The sequence below is a fragment of the Thauera sp. SWB20 genome, from assembly GCF_000831325.1.
GTDB classification, from domain to species: Bacteria; Pseudomonadota; Gammaproteobacteria; order Burkholderiales; family Rhodocyclaceae; genus Thauera; species Thauera aminoaromatica.
Genome location: NZ_JTDM01000013.1, coordinates 24,915 through 44,935, shown reverse-complemented (window position 1 = coordinate 44,935; position 20,021 = coordinate 24,915). Strand labels below are relative to the sequence as shown.

The 20,021-nt window shown below is 69.2% G+C and carries 21 protein-coding genes and 4 tRNA genes; 20 read left to right on the top strand and 5 right to left on the bottom strand.

The window, feature by feature from the left end:
- The first annotated feature begins 223 nt into the window (after positions 1–223).
- From PO78_RS04180 to PO78_RS04140, 9 genes are all read left to right on the top strand, one after another.
- Positions 224–1,033: an ABC transporter substrate-binding protein gene (locus PO78_RS04180; protein WP_043742460.1), complete on the top strand. Its 810-nt coding sequence runs from the start codon at positions 224–226 to the stop codon at positions 1,031–1,033.
- Between the two features lie 252 nt (positions 1,034–1,285).
- On the top strand, positions 1,286–1,537 hold the full coding sequence (locus PO78_RS04175) for a hypothetical protein (protein ID WP_043742238.1): 252 nt from the start codon (positions 1,286–1,288) through the stop codon (positions 1,535–1,537).
- 144 nt (positions 1,538–1,681) lie between these two features.
- Positions 1,682–2,266, top strand: a complete 585-nt coding sequence (locus tag PO78_RS04170; protein ID WP_043742235.1) for a DUF5610 domain-containing protein — start codon at positions 1,682–1,684, stop codon at positions 2,264–2,266.
- Positions 2,267–2,484: 218 nt separating this feature from the next.
- On the top strand, positions 2,485–2,757 hold the full coding sequence (locus PO78_RS04165; protein ID WP_004361487.1) for an HU family DNA-binding protein: 273 nt from the start codon (positions 2,485–2,487) through the stop codon (positions 2,755–2,757).
- Between the two features lie 39 nt (positions 2,758–2,796).
- Positions 2,797–2,872: transfer RNA gene (locus tag PO78_RS04160), tRNA-Val, on the top strand.
- Positions 2,873–3,242: 370 nt separating this feature from the next.
- Entirely contained in the window at positions 3,243–4,349 is a 1,107-nt protein-coding gene (locus tag PO78_RS04155) for an HPP family protein (protein ID WP_043742231.1), read from the top strand.
- Between the two features lie 74 nt (positions 4,350–4,423).
- Positions 4,424–4,774, top strand: coding sequence for a cupin domain-containing protein (locus PO78_RS04150; RefSeq protein ID WP_043742228.1), 351 nt, complete (start codon positions 4,424–4,426; stop codon positions 4,772–4,774).
- 92 nt (positions 4,775–4,866) lie between these two features.
- Positions 4,867–5,079, top strand: coding sequence for a DUF3079 domain-containing protein (locus PO78_RS04145; protein ID WP_004301235.1), 213 nt, complete (start codon positions 4,867–4,869; stop codon positions 5,077–5,079).
- A 302-nt stretch (positions 5,080–5,381) separates the two neighbouring features.
- A complete protein-coding gene (locus PO78_RS04140) occupies positions 5,382–5,930 on the top strand; it encodes a phasin family protein (protein WP_004301234.1) in 549 nt (182 codons plus the stop codon).
- A 135-nt stretch (positions 5,931–6,065) separates the two neighbouring features.
- Here PO78_RS04140 and PO78_RS04135 read toward each other — a convergent pair whose 3' ends face one another.
- Entirely contained in the window at positions 6,066–6,506 is a 441-nt protein-coding gene (locus tag PO78_RS04135; RefSeq protein WP_004301232.1) for a GatB/YqeY domain-containing protein, read from the bottom strand.
- Positions 6,507–6,801: 295 nt separating this feature from the next.
- Between PO78_RS04135 and PO78_RS04130 the strand changes: the two genes are divergently transcribed.
- From PO78_RS04130 to PO78_RS04120, 3 genes are all read left to right on the top strand, one after another.
- The gene (locus PO78_RS04130; protein ID WP_043742226.1) at positions 6,802–8,202 is read left to right on the top strand and encodes a sigma-54 interaction domain-containing protein; all 1,401 of its coding nucleotides are present in this window, start codon (positions 6,802–6,804) and stop codon (positions 8,200–8,202) included.
- 265 nt (positions 8,203–8,467) lie between these two features.
- On the top strand, positions 8,468–8,983 hold the full coding sequence (petA, locus tag PO78_RS04125) for a ubiquinol-cytochrome c reductase iron-sulfur subunit (protein ID WP_004301228.1): 516 nt from the start codon (positions 8,468–8,470) through the stop codon (positions 8,981–8,983).
- Positions 8,984–9,187: 204 nt separating this feature from the next.
- On the top strand, positions 9,188–10,204 hold the full coding sequence (locus tag PO78_RS04120; RefSeq protein ID WP_012585314.1) for a TIGR01212 family radical SAM protein: 1,017 nt from the start codon (positions 9,188–9,190) through the stop codon (positions 10,202–10,204).
- Positions 10,205–10,430: 226 nt separating this feature from the next.
- Here PO78_RS04120 and PO78_RS04115 read toward each other — a convergent pair whose 3' ends face one another.
- Positions 10,431–10,889 (bottom strand): c-type cytochrome, encoded by a 459-nt coding sequence (locus tag PO78_RS04115; RefSeq protein ID WP_004301224.1) that lies wholly within the window; start codon positions 10,887–10,889, stop codon positions 10,431–10,433.
- Positions 10,890–11,126: 237 nt separating this feature from the next.
- Here PO78_RS04115 and PO78_RS04110 point away from each other — a divergent pair, with 237 nt between their 5' ends.
- From PO78_RS04110 to PO78_RS04100, 3 genes are all read left to right on the top strand, one after another.
- Positions 11,127–13,772 (top strand): PEP/pyruvate-binding domain-containing protein, encoded by a 2,646-nt coding sequence (locus PO78_RS04110; protein ID WP_043742223.1) that lies wholly within the window; start codon positions 11,127–11,129, stop codon positions 13,770–13,772.
- Between the two features lie 70 nt (positions 13,773–13,842).
- Positions 13,843–14,298, top strand: coding sequence for a hypothetical protein (locus PO78_RS04105; RefSeq protein WP_012585316.1), 456 nt, complete (start codon positions 13,843–13,845; stop codon positions 14,296–14,298).
- A 25-nt stretch (positions 14,299–14,323) separates the two neighbouring features.
- Complete coding sequence (locus tag PO78_RS04100) at positions 14,324–15,583, top strand: hypothetical protein (RefSeq protein WP_043742221.1); 1,260 nt, start codon at positions 14,324–14,326, stop codon at positions 15,581–15,583.
- A gap of 1 nt (position 15,584) precedes the next feature.
- Here the strand turns inward: PO78_RS04100 and PO78_RS23125 are convergent, their stop codons facing one another.
- Together PO78_RS23125 and PO78_RS04090 are read right to left on the bottom strand one after the other, a co-directional pair.
- Positions 15,585–15,755, bottom strand: coding sequence for a hypothetical protein (locus PO78_RS23125; RefSeq protein WP_187282999.1), 171 nt, complete (start codon positions 15,753–15,755; stop codon positions 15,585–15,587).
- A 115-nt stretch (positions 15,756–15,870) separates the two neighbouring features.
- Positions 15,871–16,263, bottom strand: coding sequence for a DUF6858 family protein (locus tag PO78_RS04090; RefSeq protein ID WP_004301217.1), 393 nt, complete (start codon positions 16,261–16,263; stop codon positions 15,871–15,873).
- 306 nt (positions 16,264–16,569) lie between these two features.
- Between PO78_RS04090 and PO78_RS04085 the strand changes: the two genes are divergently transcribed.
- Entirely contained in the window at positions 16,570–16,815 is a 246-nt protein-coding gene (locus PO78_RS04085; protein ID WP_004301214.1) for a hypothetical protein, read from the top strand.
- A 150-nt stretch (positions 16,816–16,965) separates the two neighbouring features.
- Here the strand turns inward: PO78_RS04085 and pgi are convergent, their stop codons facing one another.
- On the bottom strand, positions 16,966–18,618 hold the full coding sequence (gene pgi, locus PO78_RS04080) for a glucose-6-phosphate isomerase (RefSeq protein WP_043742216.1): 1,653 nt from the start codon (positions 18,616–18,618) through the stop codon (positions 16,966–16,968).
- Between the two features lie 206 nt (positions 18,619–18,824).
- On the opposite strand from pgi, the gene pgsA reads away from it, so the two are divergent.
- The 4 genes from pgsA (at position 18,825) to PO78_RS04060 (ending at position 19,839) form a co-directional block, all read left to right on the top strand.
- On the top strand, positions 18,825–19,397 hold the full coding sequence (gene pgsA, locus PO78_RS04075; RefSeq protein ID WP_012585317.1) for a CDP-diacylglycerol--glycerol-3-phosphate 3-phosphatidyltransferase: 573 nt from the start codon (positions 18,825–18,827) through the stop codon (positions 19,395–19,397).
- 72 nt (positions 19,398–19,469) lie between these two features.
- Positions 19,470–19,545: transfer RNA gene (locus tag PO78_RS04070), tRNA-Gly, on the top strand.
- Positions 19,546–19,617: 72 nt separating this feature from the next.
- Positions 19,618–19,691, top strand: a tRNA-Cys gene (locus PO78_RS04065).
- A gap of 72 nt (positions 19,692–19,763) precedes the next feature.
- Positions 19,764–19,839 (top strand) — tRNA-Gly (locus tag PO78_RS04060).
- Positions 19,840–20,021: the final 182 nt, after the last annotated feature.

The following is a 20,021-nucleotide window of genomic DNA, read 5'->3' as shown; positions in this document are numbered from 1 at the left end:
CGCCTGAAGCTAGGCCGCCGTTTCAAGTCGAGCGTCCTCCAGGTAGCCGAAAGGCCGTTCGCAATCGGTCGCCAAAGCTGACGATTCCGGATCGCACCGGTTTCTGCACGTGGGGATCGCGAAGCGGGTCGCTCCCAGCATGCAGGCCGTACGCGCGGCGAATGGGCGAGGAGCAGACCGGGGCTGAGCACGCGTGCCCGAGGGGATGCGCGATAATCCCGCCATGAACCCACGCCGCCTCCCCTCCCGCATCGTCTGCCTGACCACCGAGACCGTCGAAGTCCTCTATGCCCTGGGCGAGGAGGACCGTATCGCCGGCATCAGCGGCTACACAGTCATCCCGCCGCGTGCGCGCAAGGAGAAGCCGAAGGTGTTCGCCTTCTCCAGCGGCGACCTGGAGAAGATCCTCGCGGTCGCGCCGGACCTGGTGCTGGGGTTCTCCGACATGCAGGCGGACGTGGCGCGTGACCTGATCAAGGCCGGGGTGGCGGTGCATGTGTTCAACCAGCGCAGCGTCGACGGCATCCTGGCGATGGTCGAGACGGTGGGCCGGCTGGTTGGGGCGGAGGCGCGTGCGCTGACCCTGGTGGCCGAGCTCGAGGCGACGATGGACGCGGTACGCGCGCGGGCGGCGGCGCTGCCGCGGCGGCCGCGGGTGTATTTCGAGGAGTGGGACGAGCCGCCGATCAGCGCGGTGGGCTGGGTGTCGGAGCTGATCGGGATCGCCGGCGGTGAGGACATCTTTGCCGAGCGCGCGCGCCATCCGGGCGCGGCGCAGCGCATCCTCGCCGATCCGCTGGAGGCGGCGCGGGCGGCGCCGGATATCGTGGTGGGCTCGTGGTGCGGCAAGCGCTTCCGCCCCGAGCGTGTGGCTGCACGTGCGGGGTGGGAGGACGTTCCGGCCGTGCGCGACGACGAGCTGCACGAGGTGAAATCCGCGCTGATCCTGGCGCCGGGGCCGGTGGCGATCCGCGAGGGGCTGCCGGCGCTGGCGGAGATCATCGCGCGCTGGGCTGCTCGGCTGCACGCCTGAAGCGGCGCGGTCGCGCAGCGCGGCAGGCAGTCCGGTACCGGAGTCGTCCGCACACGCCTTGCCGGGCAGCGTGGCGCCGGATTGGCTCACGTCATCGAGACCGGCCGACGAGGCAGTGCGCCCGCCATGTCTCGCTCGGCATGCGGGTGGCGTCCTTTCTCGGTGCGCTCGCGATGTTGGCGAGCGTGTTCTTCCTCTCCCACCTGTTCCGGGGCTTCTTTCCCGAGACGGTGCAGGTGGCGATCCTGATCGGTGCAAGCCCCGCACCGGCGCCTCACAGGCTTCGTCACCAGCGCCCTGGCGATCTGGTTCGGCGCGCGCCGCGCGTGGAACGACATGGTCAACACGGGAATCGTGTTCTTCATGCTCTTCCGATACACCAAGCTCTTCGACAGGTGGTGGGACATCATGCCGAAATGGCTGTTCTTCCTCGTCGTCGCGCTGGCGGCGATCCTGGTCCTGCGGGTGCTGCGGCGCCCGTGCGGACGGGGGGTGCCGGCATGAATCCGCGCGCGCTCACGCTCGCCGTCGGGGCGATGATCATCCCGGGCGGCTGCGGACTCGCGACGTTTGAGCGGTCTTGGCGCAGCGCGATGCCGGGCCGCTGTCTAGACTGGAAGTGAGAGAACAACGCCAAAGGAGTCCGCCATGAATACCGTCCTGACGAGTGCCTCCGTCCCCGCGGGTGCGTCCGTCCAGGCGGCGGATGCCGCGCGCCAGAACAGTGCGGCGGCGTCGCGCCTGCAGCGTCAGGCGCCAACCACCGAGTCCGAGCTGCGCAAGGATCTCCATATCGGCATCCTGCAGGCTTCGATAGAGGTGTCGATCCGCTCGGGAGATCAATCACAAGCGCTGTTGTTGCGCTCGGCAATCGAGGGCATCAACGAGGCGCTTGCACCCACGCTGGGTCCGCAGGCCATCCAGAACTCCATGGACCAGGATCGTTCGGCCGAAGCCACCGCCGGGCGCATCGTGTCGATGTCGACCGCGTTCTTCGAGGTCTATGCCGCGCGGCGCCAGGACGATGCCCCCGAGACCGTGCTGCGCGACTTCATTGACGTGATCCGTGGCGGTTTCGAGAGCGGCTTCGGCGAGGCGCGCGAGATCCTCGAAGGCCTGGGCGTCTTCAAGGGCGCGGTCGAGGCCGACGTGATGAAGACGCGCGAGCTGGTGTTGGAGGGGTACGACCGCTTCATCCAAGAGCGCCTGCCCGCTGCGGCTGAGCCGCAGTAGGTGGTCTGGTGGAGATGCAGGCTTCGGCCATGCTGCACCGCACGCGCCGGAAGTCTCGTCGAATGTCCCACGGCGGCACTTCCTGCCGCGTTGACAGTGCTGAATCGCGCGCGCTATAAAATCGCGAGTTCCGCAGGTCATGTCGCAACCCGTGGCGCATTCCGACCATTCCAAGGCCACGGTTCCACCCATTGCAGTACAAAACCGGAGGGGGTCAAGTGAATAAACAGGAACTGGTTGCAAGCATTGCGGAGAAGGCTGGCATGACCAAGGCGGATGCGGCGCGCGCGCTGGACGCGACCGTTGCCGCGGTGACCGAGGCCCTGCGTCAGAACGAAACCGTCACCCTGGTGGGCTTCGGCTCCTTCTACGTGGGCGAGCGCGCCGCGCGCACCGGGCGCAACCCGCGCACCGGCAAGAACATCAAGATCAAGGCGGCCAAGGTGCCGAAATTCCGCGCTGGCAAAGGGCTCAAGGATTCTGTAAACTAGCGGACTTTGCTGCTCCGGCATCCGCGCCGGGGAAAGCGCGGGTGCTTAGCTCAGTCGGTAGAGCGTCGCCCTTACAAGGCGAATGTCGGCGGTTCGACCCCGTCAGCACCCACCACCGAATGCGCCGATTTCTCGGCGAAACGAAAGGCCCGGACCGCGTACCGGGCCTTTTTGTCGTGGATGATCGAATGGTCGCGCGCCCTCCGTTGCGCACCCGCCGCCCATCCCCCATCCGTTCCCGCTGACTCCCGCACCCTCGCACCCATACATTTTGTAATGCCGCGAGTCCTCGCCGAATCCGGGATACGGTTTAAAATATCATTTTTTGATGTAATGACCGGCTCGTGCGGATGCGGGTCGATGCCGCAAGGGCGAGCGCCCACCCGCACGGTGCCGTGCTTGCCGGACAGTGCAGACGGGAGTCTGCCGCCTGCCTGACCGACCGGTGGGCACCCCTCGTTGCGCCTCGCCGCTGGAGCCTGCCGATGTCCCTCGCCCGACTGTTCTCCCTGCCTGCCGCCTTGTCTGCGGGGCGGCGCGAGATGGCACTGGGGACGCTGGGGGTGGCGGTAGGGTTGGGTTGCACCGAGTGGATCGGCTTCCTCGCGCTGGGCGGGCAGGAACCGTGGTTCATCCTCCCGATGGGGGCGTCGGCGGTGCTGCTGTTCTGTGTCCCGGCGAGTCCGCTCGCGCAGCCCTGGCCGAGCCTCGTCGGCAACCTGGTGTCGGCGCTGATCGGGGTAGGCTGCTATCGCTGGCTGGGCGAGACCGGGACGGCCGTCGCGCTCGCCGGCTGCCTCGCGGTGGGGGCGATGTTCCTGCTGCGCTGCCTGCATCCGCCGGGCGGAGCGGTGGCGCTGACGGCGGTGCTGGGTGGTCCGATGGTGCATGAACTCGGCTACGCCTTCGCGCTGATGCCCGTGCTCGTCAATACGCTGGCAATGCTGGTGGTCGCCTTCCTGTTCAACAACCTCGTGGGACGGCGCTATCCGCACCTTGCGCCCGCGCGTGCGCAGGCGCACGGCACGGCCGATCCGCTGCCGAGCAAGCGCGTCGGCTTTCGTGCGGAGGACCTCGACGCGGCGCTGGCCTCTTTCGGCGAGGTGCTCGACGTCGATCGCGACGACCTCGAGGAGATCATGGTGCGCGCGCAGATGAACGCGCGCCGGCGCACCTGGGGCGCGCTGCGCTGCGCCGACATCATGTCGCGCGACGTGGTGAGCGTGGGTCCGCAGGCCCCGGTGGGCGAGGCCTGGGCGCTGCTCGCGCACCACCGCATCAAGGCCTTGCCGGTGGTGGAGGAGGGCGGCCGGCTGGTCGGCATCGTATCGGTGCCGGACTTCTTCATCGACCGCCACAACCCCGAGCCGCAGCCGGTGCCGCGCATGCGCACCGCCCGCGTGGTCGCCGAGATCATGAGCGGGCGCGTGCACAGCGCCCGCCCCGGGCAATCGCTCGCCGACCTGGCGGGGGCCTTCTCGGACGGCGGCCTGCATCACCTGCCGGTGGCCGACGAGGACGGCAGGCTGGTCGGCATGATCACCCAGTCGGACGTGGTGGCGGCGCTCTTCGCCGGCGAGCGCGGGGCTTAGCGGACGCCGGCGGATCGACCCGCGCGCAGGAGTAGGATTGCAATGGAATGCCTGACAGAAGGGAGGAACCCGAAATGACGGATCGCACGAATGCCGCGGGCGGCGAAACCCGCGTCGAGAAGCTCAAGTCGATGCTCGACTTCCAGCACCAGGCGATCGTGAGCCGCATGCTGGTGAAGAATGCCGCCGGCAGCGTCACGCTGTTCGCCTTTGACAAGGGAGAGGGCCTCAGCGAGCACACCGCGCCCTTCGATGCGCTGCTGATCGGTGTGGAGGGCGAAGCGGAAGTGCGCGTCGACGCCGACATCCATCGGCTCGGCGAGGGCGAAACGTTGCTGATCCCCGCCGGCGCGCCGCACGCGGTGGCGCCGCGCGCGCAGTTCAAGATGTTGCTGGTGATGCTCAAGGGCGAGCGCAAGGCCTGAGCGGGGAGGTGGCGCACCCGGCCGCCTGCCGGGTGCCCGCGCGGGCAGTCGAGCGCGCCCGGAACCCGGGCAGCGTATTGGAGAGTGTGGTCATGGCGAAGAAATTTCCCCTTCATCCGAAGAACCCGGAGCGCATCTGTTGGGGTTGCGACAAATATTGTCCGGTCGATGCGCTCGGCTGCGGCAACGGCTCGGGACGCACCCAGCACCCGATCGAGCTGCTCGGCGACGACTGGTACACCTATGGCGACTGGGGCATCGACCCGGAGGATCCCGCGACGCCGGGCAAGAAGAAGGCGGCGTGAGCAGGCGGGCGAGGGCGCTGCGCTGCCTCTTTCATGCGCCTGAAACCTCGATGGAAGAGCATCAGGAGGATCGCGGCGAATGCGATTGCGAGCGGGATTTCCACCACTTGGCTAACGGGTGGCACAGCGGAATGTTGCGGTGCAACAAAAAAGTGTTGACGGTGGAATTCCCAACGCTATAATCGGCTCCATTGTGCGGTGCAGCAAAACGAAGCCGGAATGGTTTCGGGCAACAAGGCCGCATGGACCGCGAGTTTCTTTCGCATCATCGACTCCACTGCAACTCACCAAGGAAGCCAGCCATGACCAAGATCCAGACCCCCGAGCAGTTCGCCGCCGTCGGCCAAGCCAACCTCGAAGCCATGATGTCGCTCGCCAACAGCGCCATCGCCCGTGCCGAGCGCCTGGCCGAACTCAACCTCAACACCGTGCGTTCGGTGCTCGAGGACAGCGTCGCCACCACCCGCAAGCTGGCCGAAGCCAAGGACCCGCAGCAGCTCGCGAAGCTCCAGGGCGAGCTGACCAAGCCGATGCTCGACAAGGCCGTCGCCTACGCCCGTAGCGTTCAGGAGATCGCCACCGAGGGTCAGCAGGAAGTGTCGAACCTGTTCGAGAAGCAGATCGCCGACCTCAACAAGCGCTTCCACGACATGCTCGAGCAGGCCGCCAAGCAGGCGCCCGCCGGTTCGGAAGGCGTGTTCGAGGCCGTCCGCTCGGCGATGAACACCGCCAACAGCCTGTACGACAACGCCAGCAAGGCCGCCCGCCAAGCCGCCGAAGTCGCCGAAGCCAACATGGCCGCCGCGACCGAAGCCACCGTCAAGGCCGTGAGCGCCGCGACCAAGAAGTGATCGCAGCGCGCGGAGAGGCGGTCGCTTCTCCACGCAACAGAAAAGGCCGCCCGGCATTGCCGGGCGGCCTTTCTTACATGGTGCCCGGCTCGCCGCATGGAAGCCGCAGCGGCCGGCCGGGCCTGCCGACGGGCCTCAAGCGGCCAGGGCTTCCTTGACCCAGGCGTTCGCCTGCTTGGCGTCGAAGCCGCTGCCGTATTTGGCCTTCAGCGCAGCCATCACCGCGCCCATCTGCTTGGGCGAGCGCTCGGCCAGGCTGGCGACCGCGTCGGCGATGAAGGCCTTCACCTCGGCCTCGGTGGCCATCGGCGGCAGGTAGGCCGTCAGCACCGCGCACTCGCGCTCGAGCACGGCCAGGCGGCCGCTGTCCCTGATCACGGCCGCGGCTTCCTGGTTGTTCTTGAGGAACTTGCGGATCGTCTGCTGCACCTCGTCGTCGGTGCTCTCGCGGTTGCCGGCGTTCTTGCCGACCATCTCGGCCTCGGCGATCAGGGTGGACAGCAGGGTGGCGCGCACGCTGTCGGCAGCCTTGCGCGCGAGCAGGGAGTCTTTCTTGAGTTGGGCCAGCAGGCTCATCGGGGTCTCCGGTGGAATCGAGCGGGGGAGGCGTGCGACGCAGGCCTCCGGTCACGGAGCGGCGTGCAGGACGCCGGTCGGGGGCCGAGTCTACCGCAGCCCGTACCGCCACAGCGCCCGGATCGCGCCTCGCAGCCTGCGGTTCCCGCTGACGCGGCGCACGTTGCCGAAGCACGCCTGCCGCAGTCGCGCCGCCCGCTCGCGCTGCCCAGGCCCGGCTCAAGGGGAGGCGATTGACGGCGCCGCTCCCGGGGACGCAGACTGCTGGCAGACCTTCCGCCAGATCTGACAGGACATGCCGCCCGACCCCCGCCCGCTGCCCGAGCTGGTCTCCTTCCTCGAGACCTTCCCCGAACCGCACATCCTGTGCGATCGCGACTACCGCATCCTCGCCGCCAACGCCGCCTACCGGCGCTCGTGGCCGGAGGCGCGCAGCGTGATCGGGCGCACCTGCTACGACGTGTCGCACCACTACAGCGTGCCCTGCGACCGTGCCGGCGAATCCTGCCCGCTCGCGCGCAGCCTGCAGTCCGGCCAGCGCGAGCGCGTGCTGCACCTTCACCACACGCCGCGCGGCGAGGAGTACGTCGACATCGAGCTCTCTCCGGTGCGCGACGCCGGCGGAGAGATCGCCTGGTTCATCGAGAAGATGGAGCCGCTGCACGTCGCCCGCGGGGTGTCCGACCATCGCGGCCTGATCGGACGTTCGCCGGCCTTCCAGCACATGCTCGAGCTCATCGCGCGGGTCGCGCCCTCGGACGCGAGCGTGTTGCTGCAGGGCGAATCCGGCACCGGCAAGGAGCTGCTCGCGAGCGCGGTGCACGAGGCGAGCCGGCGCGCCGAGGGGCCCTTCGTGGTGGTGGACTGCTCTGGCCTGCCCGAGACCCTGTTCGAGAGCGAGGTCTTCGGTCACGAGCGCGGCGCCTTCACCGGCGCCACGGCGCGCAAGCCCGGGCTGGTCGAGGCGGCCAGCGGCGGCACCCTCTTCCTCGACGAGGTCGGCGACATTCCGCTCGCCATGCAGGTCAAGCTGCTGCGCCTGCTCGAGACCGGCACCTACCGCCGCGTCGGCTCCACCGAGCTGCGTCGTGCCGACATCCGCCTGGTCTCGGCCACCCACCGTCCGCTCAAGCGCATGATCGCGGAGGGCGGCTTCCGTCAGGACCTGTACTTCCGCATCAACACTTTCCCGATCACCGTACCGCCGCTGCGCGAGCGTGAGGGCGACCTGCCGCTGCTGATCGACTCCCTGCTCGAACGTGTCGCGCCGAAGCGCAAGCTGTCGCCGAGTCCGGCCGCGCTGCGCGTGCTGAGCAACTACGCCTTCCCGGGGAACGTGCGTGAGCTGCGCAACGTGCTCGAGCGTGCCAGTCTGATGTGCGACGGCGAGCTGATCGGGCTCGAGCATCTGCCCGAGGAGGTGCTGCATCCCGAGAGCGAGAGCGCCGAGTCACGATTTGCCAGTGGAGGTCCGTTGGCCGCAGCGATCCCGGTGCGCGATCCGCTGGATCTCGAGGAGGTGCAGCGCCAGGCCATGTTGCGCGCCGTGCGCGCGCATCGTGGCAGTCGGCGCGAGCTGGCTCACCGGCTGGGGATCAGCGAGCGCACGCTGTATCGGCGGCTGAAGTCACTCGGCCTGCTCGAGGGCCAGGCGATGCGCGGCGGGGATGAGGAGGGTGGGGGGGCGGCGCGCTGAGTGGGGGGGCGCGGGAAGCAGCACCGGATCGCGGCACTTGGTCGCGGAGGTGCCGGGTTGCTGTCAGCTGTGGCAGTACCATCGAGGGGGCGGCAGCCTTTGGCAGTATCAAGGCGCCCAAATACGACAACTATGCCCGACAGACCGGCCTTTTCTGGAGCTGGTACGCCGATTGCTTTGTAGAGCCCAGAGCGAAGCAGGCCGCGTCGTGATCGCTGCATGATCGTCCCCCCTCGACGGTCTTGCCCCTGGCAGCGCAGTTCCGATGGAGTGCCCCCCGGCCGCTTCGCCCTTTTTTCCGCCGCCCGCCCGGGCCGCCGGCGCGCCGGTCGAGGCCGACGTCTCCAAACTTGCAGTCGGCGACATGGTGACCGTGGAGTGGCGTGGCAAGCCGGTGTGGATCCTGCGCCGCACGCCCGAGATGCTCGCCACGCTCGAGCACAATAAGGCCCGCCTCGCTGACCCTGTCTCGGGCGAACCGCAGCAGCCCGAGTACGCCACCAACCGGCAGCGCTCGATCAAGCCGGAATACCTCGTTGTGATCGGCATCTGCACGCACCTGGGCTGCTCGCCGTCCGAGAAGTTCGCCATCGGCACCACCGAGGGCATGACCGCCGACTGGCCCGGCGGCTTCCTGTGCCCCTGCCACGGCTCGATCTTCGACCTCGCCGGCCGCGTCTATCTCAGCCAGCCGGCCCCCACCAACCTCGAGATCCCGCCGCACAAGTGGCTCTCCGACGGCCTCGTGCTGATCGGCGAGGACGACCACGGCATGGCATGAACGGGGCTGCCGCTCCTGCAGGGCTTCCGAAGCGCGGCACTTCCGCGCAAGCCATTCTGCTCCGCGGGGCGATTTCTCCAGCGGCCTGCGTTTGCGCACGGTCAAGGGCTGCGCGGGCGATCGGCGGCACACTCGCGCCTCGGCAACTTCGCCAGCGGCATCCGGCTGCGCCGCTTTCACCGTCCATCCACTTTCGCTCCCCGCATGAACCCGGTTCCCGCACTCGTCTCTCCCTGCGTTCACTCTCCGGTGCTGGATCCGGTCGATGAGCCGCACGCGGTTTCGCCCTTCGGCGAGCGCCGCTACAACGCCTGGAACGACCACGTGAAGCGGCGCTGGGGTGGGCGGGTGCAGAAGGTCTCGGTGGCGGCCGGCTTCACCTGCCCGAACCGCGACGGCACCCTGGGCAGCGGCGGCTGCACCTTCTGCAACAACGCCGGCTTCACCCCCGGCTACCTGGATCGCCGCGACCCGATCGGCGAGCAGATCGACGCCGGGCTGCGCTTCCTCGACCGGCGCTATCCCGGCACCGCGCGCTTCATCGCCTACTTCCAGACCTACAGCAACACCTACGGCGAGTTCGCGCGCCTGCGCGAGAGCTACGAGGCCGCGCTCGCGCACCCGCGCATCTGCGGGCTCGCGATCGGCACGCGGCCGGACTGCCTGCCCGACGTAGTACTCGACTACCTGGCCGAGCTCGCGCGCGAGCACATCGTGGAGCTCGAGATCGGCGTGGAGTCCTGCGACGACGAAGTCCTGCGCCGGATCAACCGCGGCCACGATTTCGCCTGCAGCGAGGAGGCGATCCGGCGTGCCGCGGCGCGCGGCCTGGGGGTGACCGCCCACCTGATCCTCGGCCTGCCCGGCGAGACGCGCGCCGGCATGCTGGAAGCCGCGCGCCGCCTGTCCGCGCTCCCGGTGGCGGCGCTCAAGCTGCATCAGCTGCAGCTGGTAAGGGGCACCGCGATGGCACGCGACTGGGAGCGCGATCCCGCGAGCGTACCCTTGCTCGCCGAGGACGAGTACATCGCGCTGCTGGCCGACTTCGTCGAGCGGCTTGCGCCCACGATCCTGCTCCAGCGCCTGGGCAGCGAGGTTCCCCCGGCGTTGAAGCTGGCGCCGCAGTGGAACATCCGCCTCTCCGAGCTCGCCCCGCGGCTGAGTGCAGAGCTGGCGCGGAGGGAAAGCTGGCAAGGCCGCCGCTACCAACCCGCTTGCTGAGTGTCGGCGGCAGGGCCAAGGACGGAAGCGACGCGAGTCGCGATCGGAGCGCATGAGGTTCGGGAACGCCCGGCGGGATCTCGTACGCTGGAATCGCACTTGCGCGAGACCGCGGCGTCTCCGGAAGCGCACCGTGGGAGCGACGCGAGTCGCGATCGGGCGCAGGAGATGCGACGACGCCCGGTGGGACCGCGGGTTCCGCAATCGCGCCTGCAGTCTTGCCGCCTCAGCGCCTGAAGTCGTTGTGGCAGGCCTTGCAGCTGTCCTGAACGGCTGCGAGGGCGGTGCGCGCCTGTTCCTCCGAGCGCGCCGCAGCGGCGGCGAGGAGGCGGTCGGTGGCGGTGATGAACTCGCTGCGACGGCGCTCGAACTCGGCGGGCTTTTCCCAGACGGCCGGGCGGGCCTTGGTGGGGGGGTAATTGCTGCCGGGGCCGAAGTGCTTCCACGGCGCGTCCCGCTTCGCGGCGAGCTGCTCGGCGAGGCTGGCGAACTGGTCGGCGTCGAAACGCCGGTCCTTGAGCATGGTGTTCATGGGCTCGGTGCTGCGCAGCATGGCCTTGAAGGCGTCGCGGCGCTGGGTGACCGGCTTGTCCGGGTGGGTATCGGGCGGCTCCGACGAACAGGCGAGCAGCAGGACGGCGGGCAGGGCGAGGAGCAGGATGCGGGCGAGGGGCTGTCGGGACATTTCGGGCGTGAGGAGTCGGGAGTGATGCGTCGGGTGCCGGTCTAGGCTCTTGCGGAACTCGAAGGCGAGGCGGGAAGGGGCGGATTCCCGGCACGAGGGCGCGCGGCCGCCGGCCGATGATGCCGCAGCACGATCGTTCGACGGTTTGCAAGGCAAGAAGAATGCCAAGCTGCGGGAAAGTTCCCGCGGGGCTTGCGCGCATAATCGCGCTCGCAGGCCTTGTCCGAGGAGCTCCTGATGAATTCTGCCGTTCCGACGTCGGCCGGACCCATCCCGTCCGATCTTCCCACGTCTCCCGCCAAGTCCGCTCCCACGCTCCCCGCCACCTTCGCCCCGACCACCGGCCTGCCCGACCTCGACGCCATGCTGCGTGGCGTGGCGCGCGGCGACAACATCGTCTGGCAGGTGCAGGCGCTGGACGACTACCGCGCGCTGGTGCTGCCCTATGCGGCCGCGGCGCAGGCGCAGGGACGGCGGCTGATCTATTTCCGTTTCGCCGCGCATCCTCCGCTGCTCGCCGGGGACAGCGGCGCCGAGCTGTTCACCCCGCGTCCCGAGGACGGCTTCGACGCCTTCGTCGATCAGGTGCATTCGGTGATCGAGGCCGCCGGTCGCGAGACCATGTATGTCTTCGACTGCCTTTCGGACCTCGCCGACGCCTGGCTGTCCGACCGCATGCTCGGCAACTTCTTTCGCCTCACCTGCCCGCGGCTCTTCGACCTCGACACGGTGACCTACTTCGGCGTGCTGCGCCATCGACATGCGCGCGCGGGCATGGACATGATCACCGAGACGACGCAGTACCTGCTCGACGTGTTCCGCTGCCGCGATCGGCTCTACATCCGGCCGATCAAGGTGCAGCACCGCTCGGCCGCGGCGATGAACCTGATCCACGCCTGGGAGCCGGGCGATCGCTTCCGCGCGGTCGCCGACAGCGGCACGGTGGCCGAGATCCTCGCCGGCTCGGGCTGGCAGGGGCTGGAGGACGAACAGATCCGCAGCCACTGGCAGCGCCTCTTCGATCAGGCGCGAACCTTCGCCGCCCTGCGCGCGGCCGGGGCGCCCGAGCTGGCCGGCGAGGCCGCCGCCTTCGCCCGCCTGGCGGGCCTGCTGTTTCCCGACGAGGCGGGCCTGCAGGAGCTGATCGCGCGCTACCTGAACCTCGACGACCTGCTCGCGGTGCGCGCGCGCATGATCGGCATCGGAACCATCGGCGGCAAGGCCGCGGGCATGCTGATCGCGCGCGCGATCGTGCGCCGCGACGCGCCTGCGCTGCACGCCCGCCTCGAGGCGCACGACTCCTTCCATGTCGGCAGCGAGGTCTTCGACACCTTCTTCGTGCTCAACGGGCTGTGGTGGGTGCGCCGCGGCCAACGCGACGCCGCGGGCTTCCTGCGCGGGCTCGACGGCGAGGACGGCGCGCGTGCGCGCATCCTGCACGGCCGCTTCCCCGAATCGACCCTGCGCCAGTTCGAGGGCATGCTGGATTATTTTGGCGAGTGGCCTTTCATCGTGCGCTCCAGTTCGCGCCTGGAGGATCGCTACGGCAACGCCTTCGCCGGCCAGTACGACAGCGTGTTCTGCGCCAACCGCGGCACCCGCGAGGAGCGCCTCGCCGCGCTGCTCGACGCCGTGCGCCAGGTGTATGCGAGCACGCTGTCGGAGTCGGCGCTGCGCTACCGCCAGCGCCGCGGCCTGCTCGACGAGCACGAGCAGATGGCGCTGCTGATCATGCGCGTCTCGGGCACCGCCGGCGGGCGCTGGTTCAACCCGCACGCGGCCGGCGTCGGGCTGTCGGTCAATCCCTATCCGTGGAACCCGCGCATCGACATGAGGGCGGGCGTGGTGCGCCTGGTCGCCGGTCTCGGCACGCGTGCGGTGGATCGCGCCGACGACGACTACACCCGCCTGATCGCGCTCGATGCGCCCGAGCTGCGCCCGGAGACCAGCTTCGGTGCGATCGCGCGCCATGCCCAGCGCCGCATGGACAGCCTCGACCTGGAGCGCGGCGAGGTGGTCTCGGGCCCCTTCGCCGAGCTGGTGCGCGGCCATGCGGATTTTCCGCACGCGCTGTTCACGACGCGCGAGGCCGAGGACCGTCCGGCCTTTCTGACCTTCGACGGGCTGATCGCCCACACCGATTTCGTCGCCGACCTGCGCACGCTGCTGCGCGCGCTGCATACCGCCTACGCGCATCCGGTGGAGATCGAGTTCGCGCTCAATTTCGTGCCCGACGGCGGCTATCGCATCAACCTGCTGCAGTGCCGGCCGATGCAGGTGCGCAGCGTGGAGGGCGTGCAGGGCGTGGAGCCGCCGGCCGGCGCCGCGCGCCTGCTGGAGGCGCGCGGCGCGGTCATCGGGCCGAGCCGGGTGATCCGCCCCGATCGCATCGTGCTGGTGCGCCCGGCCGCCTTCGCCGCGCTCGATCAACCCCGGCGCCTCGCGGTGACGCGCGCGCTCGGCCGCCTCAACGCGCTCGCCGGCGGACGCTGCGTGCTGATGCTCGGCCCCGGGCGCTGGGGTTCCAAGGACCCCTTCCTCGGCATCCCGGTGCTGTTCTCCGAGATCAATCACGTCGCCGCGCTGTGCGAGATCGTCGCCATGCACGAGCACCTGGTGCCCGACGTCTCGCTCGGCACCCACTTCCTCAACGAGCTGATCGAGGCCGACCTGCTGTACTTCGCGCTGTTCCCCCGGATGGCGGGCAACGTACTCGACGAGGCGGCGATCCTGCGTTGGCCCAACCGGCTCGGCACGCTGCTGCCGGACGACGCGGACTGGAGCACGGTGGTGCACGTGGCCGAGCCCGCGCAGGCACCCACGCTGTACGCCGATGCGCCCGGGCAACGTGTCGTCGTGGTGCAGGACACGGTGGCGGCTTGATTCAGTTCAAGCGCTTTCAGGGGCCGCCCGGGTAGGATGGCGACCGTTCGCATCCAACCGGAGATCGTGCATGCGCCTCGCCTTCCTGAGCGCCGCCATCGCGGCGCTGTGTGCCGCCCCTGTTCCCGTTCTCGCCGCCGACGACACACGCCCGCAACCCAGGCTGCAGGCATCGGCCGACGAGCTGCCGCGCCCCGCCGACGAGAAGCTGCGCGCCGGCATGCTGCAACTGCGCGAGACCGTCGCCGCACGCGTGTCCGACCCGGCCATGGACGAGGCTGCGCAGGTCGCGCTCGCCGGCGAGATCCTGCGCCAGGTCGCCATGATCAGCGAGGGGCGCGACTTCCACAGCCGTCCCGGCCGCCACCTGCAATGGCTGCTCGGCGACATCAGCGATGGCGCCGGGCTCATGCGCGATGCGCCGCGCCTGCAAGCCAAGCGGCTCGGCCTGCTGCGGGTCGCCGAGACGCTGAACTTCTACGGTCGCGAGTACGACCACCCGGGGTGGGAGCCGATCAGGCCGTGAGGGGCCGCGCGGAGGCGACGGCGCGATGAAGCCGGCGCTGCGCATCCTGGCTGGTCCGGCGGCGCGTGCGCAGTTGCGCGAGCGCGGTTTGGCGCCCGCCGACGTCCTTGCGATCCCCGGCGCGGCCGGCGGCCCCAAGGGCCTCATCCTCAATCCGCTCGATCGCTTCGTCTTCGGCCATTGGCTGGCGGGCGCGGGTGCGCCGGTGCACCTGCTCGGCGCCTCGATCGGCGCCTGGCGCATGGCCAGCGCATGCCTGCCCGATGCGGACGCCGAGCTCGCCGAGATGGCGCGTCATTACATCGAGGAGAGCTATCTCGACGCCGAAGAGGTGCAGAAGGCGCGCGCCAGCGGCCGCCCGGTGCGCCAACCCGGCGCGGCGGCGGTCAGCCGCGCCTTCCGCGCGCGCCTCGCCAGCCATCTGGGCGGGCGCAGCGACGAGCTGCTGCACCACCCCCGATACAGGCTGCACCTCTTCACCAGCCGCGGCGTGCATCCCCTGCTGCGGCGCGAGGGCCGGCTGCGCACGCTCGCCGGCTATGCGGGCGCCTACGCTGCCAACCTGCACAGCCGCGCCCGCATGGGCGAATGGCTCGAGCGCGTGGTGTTCTCGGATCCGCGCGACGCGCTGCCCTTCGCCCTGGACGACTACGCCGGGCGCGTCTGCGCGCTCGGTCCGCACAACGCCTTCGAGGCCTTGGTGGCGAGCTGCTCGATCCCGTTCTGGCTGCAGGCGGTGCACGACATTCCCGGCGCCCCGCCGGGTGCCTACTGGGATGGCGGCATCACCGACTACCATCTGCACCTGGATTACGCCTCGTTGCTGCGCGGGGAGGGGAACAGCCTTGCGGTAGCGCAACGCGCGGGCGAGCGCAGTCCCGGCAGGATGGCCGGGAATGCGGGTAGCCAAGAGGACGGCGAGACGACGATGGGGCGGCGGCCGCGCAACGAAACCCGTGCAGAGGCGCCCCGGCTCGTGCTCTACCCGCATTTCCAGCCCAGCGTCGTTCCGGGTTGGCTGGACAAGTCGCTGCGCACGCGCCATCGCGCTACCGCGCGCCTGGACAACGTGGTGCTGCTGGTGCCGGACGCCGAGTGGATCGCCCGCCTGCCCAACGCCAAGCTGCCTGATCGGCGCGACTTCAAGACCTATGGCGCCGACCACGCAGGACGCGCGGTGGTGTGGCGGCGCGCGATCGCGGAAAGCGAGCGGCTCGCCGACGAGTTCGCCGCGCGCGTCGCGGGAGGCCGTCCGATCGAGGCGGAAGCGCTCGGCGAAACCTGACTCAGCCCGCGCCGACCATCAGCTGAGCGCTGGTGCAGTCGCACGGCGCACTGCAATCGGCCATGTCTGCCTGATGGACATGGGGCCGCAGCACATGGCACAGGCACAGGCTGCGCTCGCTGAGGAGGGCCAGGATGAGCTCGGTCTGGCGCGGGGGCGGGTCGATGACCACCGCCTCCTGCTCGTCGAGGTCGGCGAGCAGGTAGCCGATCGGGCCGGAGTCGGGGCTGTGCAGGGGATGAAGGTACGTGGCGGCGCGCGCCCGCTCCAGCGGGCGGATTCGGTTGTCAGGCGGCCTTGCGCAGGGCGGTGACCCACTCGATCATCTTGCGGTTGGCCTCGGGCATCGGCGCCTCGAGGAAGCTGATGACGAAGCGGTCGGGCAACTCGGCAAAGCCGATCGAGCGCGGGCGGACCGCCATCATGTTGGGATCGAGCAGCTTCACGCCGAAACAGAAGATGAGATTCTTCGCCGCCAGGATGTCGGGGCGAATCTCGCCGCCGATCAGCTTCGTGTGGCTCAGATGGTCGAAGGTCGCGATCAGGCGCACGGTGGGGTCCGCCTCGGCCTTGGCCTCGATCGCCGCGAGCAGGTCGTCGAGGCGGACGTGATCGGTTTCGTTCTTGCCGAGTTCGAGCACGTGGATCGGGTACTTGTCGGCGAGCAGCTTGTTCTGCATGGAACACTCCCTGGGGTCGGCGGGGGGGCGGATACGGCGGTGCCGCATTCCGGGGTGGATTGTCCGACGGGCCCGCTGCGCTCGCATGGATCGTGCGGGCCGCGCGAGCCTCGTCCCAAGATGACTAACAGGAATCGTGCCAGCGTCGTGCGATGGCGGAAGCGGCGTCGTTGCCGGCGATCCGGCGGTCGAGGCGGGCTCGCCGCGTGCCCACTTGCGCCAGCGTGGCAGCTCGGCTGGCGCTACTGGCAGCGCTGGCAGGCTAGTGTCGTCCTGCGCCCGCCCGCACCCTGCTCGCGACGGCGCTTGTCCGAACCTTCGGGCCTTGAAGTTGCCGGGCATCCGCACCGCGACGACTTCGCCGCGCGCGGCGAGCACGCCAGCGGCCGCGGCCTTGGCCTCGACGATCACCTTGCGACCCTTGACCTCCTTGAAGCGCCCATGGATCTCGAGGACCGGGCCGAGCGGCGTGGGTCGAGGTCGTCGCCCCACAGCGCGGCGGTGATGAAGCGCAGCGGCGGCTCGCTGCCTCTCGGGCGCTTCTCGGGGTAGTCGTCCTGGAAGGCGAGCATGCGGGAGACTAAGGGATGGTGAGGGAAGGCTTGCATCCTGTGGCCGCGTATGGCCCTCGCCCATCGCGATCGAGGACGCGCGTCGCTCCCGCAAGAAAGGCCGCCCCGCAGGCACCTCGCGCCGCGGCGCTCAGCGCGGGCGGGCGCGGTAGCGCTCGATCAGGCCGCGCGTGCTGGCGTCGTGGGCGTCCGCCGAGGGGGCGGCCGCGTGCGGGTCGAGCTCGGCGAGCACGCGCGACGCAAGCTGCTTGCCGAGTTCGACGCCCCACTGGTCGAAGCTGTTCACATCCCAGACCACCCCCTGGACGAAGGTGCGGTGCTCCCAGGCTGCGATCAGGGCGCCGAGCGTGAAGGGGTCGAGCCGATCGAGCAGCAGCACGTTGCTCGGCCGATTGCCGGGGAACACGCGGTGCGGGAGCAGGGCAGCGATACGTTCCTCGGGAACGCCGGCCGCGCGCATCTCGGCCTCGGCTTCGGCGGCGGTCTTGCCGCGCATCAGCGCTTCGGCCTGCGCCACCAGATTGGCGAAGGCGATGCGGTGCAGGGCCTCGTCCTCTCGGCCGGGATCGAGCACGCCGATGAAATCCACCGGCACGAGCTGCGTACCTTGGTGCACAAGCTGGAAATAGGCGTGCTGGCCGTTGATGCCTTGCTCGCCCCACAGGATGGGGCTGGTGCGGCAATCCACCGGCGTGCCGTCGCGGCGCACCGACTTGCCGTTGGATTCCATGTCGAGCTGCTGCAGGTAGGCGGGCAGGCGGTGCAGGCGCTGATGATAGGGTGCGACGAGCTGGCTGGCGGCGTCGAGGAAATTCACGTTCCAGATGGCGAGCAGCGCCATCAGCACCGGCAGGTTGGCGGCAGGCGGAGCGGTGCGGAAATGCTCGTCCATCGCGTGCGCGCCGGCGAGCAGTTCGTCGAAGCGATCGGGGCCGAGCGCGAGCGCGATGGGCAGGCCGATCGCGCTCCATAGCGAGAAGCGCCCACCCACCCAGTCCCAGAAGCCGAACATGTTTGCGGTGTCGATGCCGAAGTCGCGCACCGCTGCGGCATTGGTCGACACGGCGACGAAGTGGCGCGCCACCGCGGCTTCGTCGCCGAGCGCGCCCACCAGCCAGGCGCGTGCGGCGTGCGCGTTGGCGAGCGTCTCCTGCGTGGTGAAGGTCTTCGAGGCGACCACGAACAAGGTGCTGCGCGGATCGCAGCGGCGCGTCACGTCGCCGATGTGCACGCCGTCCACGTTGGAGACGAAGTGCACGCGCGGGCCGTCGCCGGCGTGGTCCGCGAGCGCCTCGCACACCATCGCCGGACCGAGGTCGGAGCCGCCGATGCCGATGTTCACCACGTCGGTGATGCGTTCGCCGCCGTGGCCACGCCAGTCGCCACCGCGCACCTGCAGGCAGAACGTGCGCATGCGCGCCCGCACCGCATGCACCTCGGCAGCGACGTCCAGGTCCCCGACTGGCCAGTGTGCCCCCGGCGGGCAGCGCAGGGCCACGTGGAGGACGGCGCGGACCTCGGTGGTGTTGATGCGTTCGCCGCCGAACATCGCCCGGATGCGACTGGCGAGATCGGCCTCGTCGGCCAGGCGCAGCAACAGCACCAGCTCGTCGTCGTCGAGCAGGTTCTTCGAGTAATCCAGGGTGATGCCGCAGGCGCTGGCCTGCATGCGTGCGGCGCGCCCGGGATCGGCGGCGAAGCGCTCGCGCAGGGAGCGCGGGAGATGGGTGCGACGGCGCTGCTGGAGCGATTTCCAGGCGGCCAGGGAGCTGGGGGCAGGCATTGGAAGGGACCGGAACGGCCGATGCGAGGAAGATGGATGCTTGTCGAGGATCTTACCTAGCGCGCGCGTGCCTGTGTGCACCGGAAGCGCCGCAGGGCGGGACTTTCGGCACGCTGCGCGCGCGCACGGAATGCGGCCGTCCCTACGCGCGTATGGGCGCTTGATATACTCGCCGCTCCCCGAACCTTTGCGAGTCGCCCTCCGGCATGCCGCTCAACATTCCGAATGCGCTGACCTGGGCGCGGATCGCCATGATCCCGGTCTTCGTCGGCCTCTTCTATCTCCCCGAATCGTGGATGCCGATCGCGACCCAGAACCTCGTCGCCACGGTGATCTTCGTCGCCGCCGCGGTGACCGACTGGTTCGACGGCTACCTCGCCCGCGCGCTCGGCCAGACCTCGGCCTTCGGCGCCTTCCTCGACCCGGTTGCCGACAAGCTGATGGTGGCCGCCGCGCTGATCCTGCTGGTGCAGCTCGGTCGAGTGGATGCGCTGATCGCGGTCGTCATCATCGGTCGCGAGATCACCATCTCGGCCCTGCGCGAGTGGATGGCGCGGGTCGGCCAGTCGGCCAGCGTCGCCGTGGCCTATGTCGGCAAGCTCAAGACCACCGCGCAGATGGTCGCGATCCCGATGCTGCTGTTCGATGCCTCCCTGTACGGTCTCGACCTGCGCCTGGCCGGAGAAGTGCTGATCTACGTCGCCGCCGCGCTCACGCTATGGTCGATGGGGTACTATCTGCGGCGCGCGATGCCGCTGCTGCGCGAGACGGAAGAATGAAGCGGATCGCGAGAAAGCGCAGATAGGGGTTGACGAGCTAAGAATTGTGTCTATAATGGCGGTCTTTCCCGGGCGGGAATAGCTCAGTTGGTAGAGCGCAACCTTGCCAAGGTTGAGGTCGCGAGTTCGAGACTCGTTTCCCGCTCCAAAGAATTCGCAGGCTGGGCAGTGCCCAGCCAAGTGGCCCCGGGGCATTGGGGCAGCTGGCCGAAACGGTTGTGGCGCGATGGCAGAGTGGTTATGCAGCGGCCTGCAAAGCCGTGTACCCCGGTTCGATTCCGAGTCGCGCCTCCAGTAGTAAAAAAGTTGTAAAGAAGTATTGCGATGCGGTGCAAAAGAAGCTAGAATTTGCGCCCTGTCGTCAAAGCGGGAATAGCTCAGTTGGTAGAGCGCAACCTTGCCAAGGTTGAGGTCGCGAGTTCGAGACTCGTTTCCCGCTCCAGATGCACTGCTTCGGAGTTCCACTGAATTCCGCAAGTGGTTGAAAAAAGGGACTTCGGTCCCTTTTTTCATTCCAGCGGCGTCCGCTGGAAGCCACCCCCAGCCACGGATTTTTAGTACATTTTCCAGTACATCAATCGGGGCGAGCGGCGGTTCGGTTTCCTCCGGGTGTGGTCCCGCTGC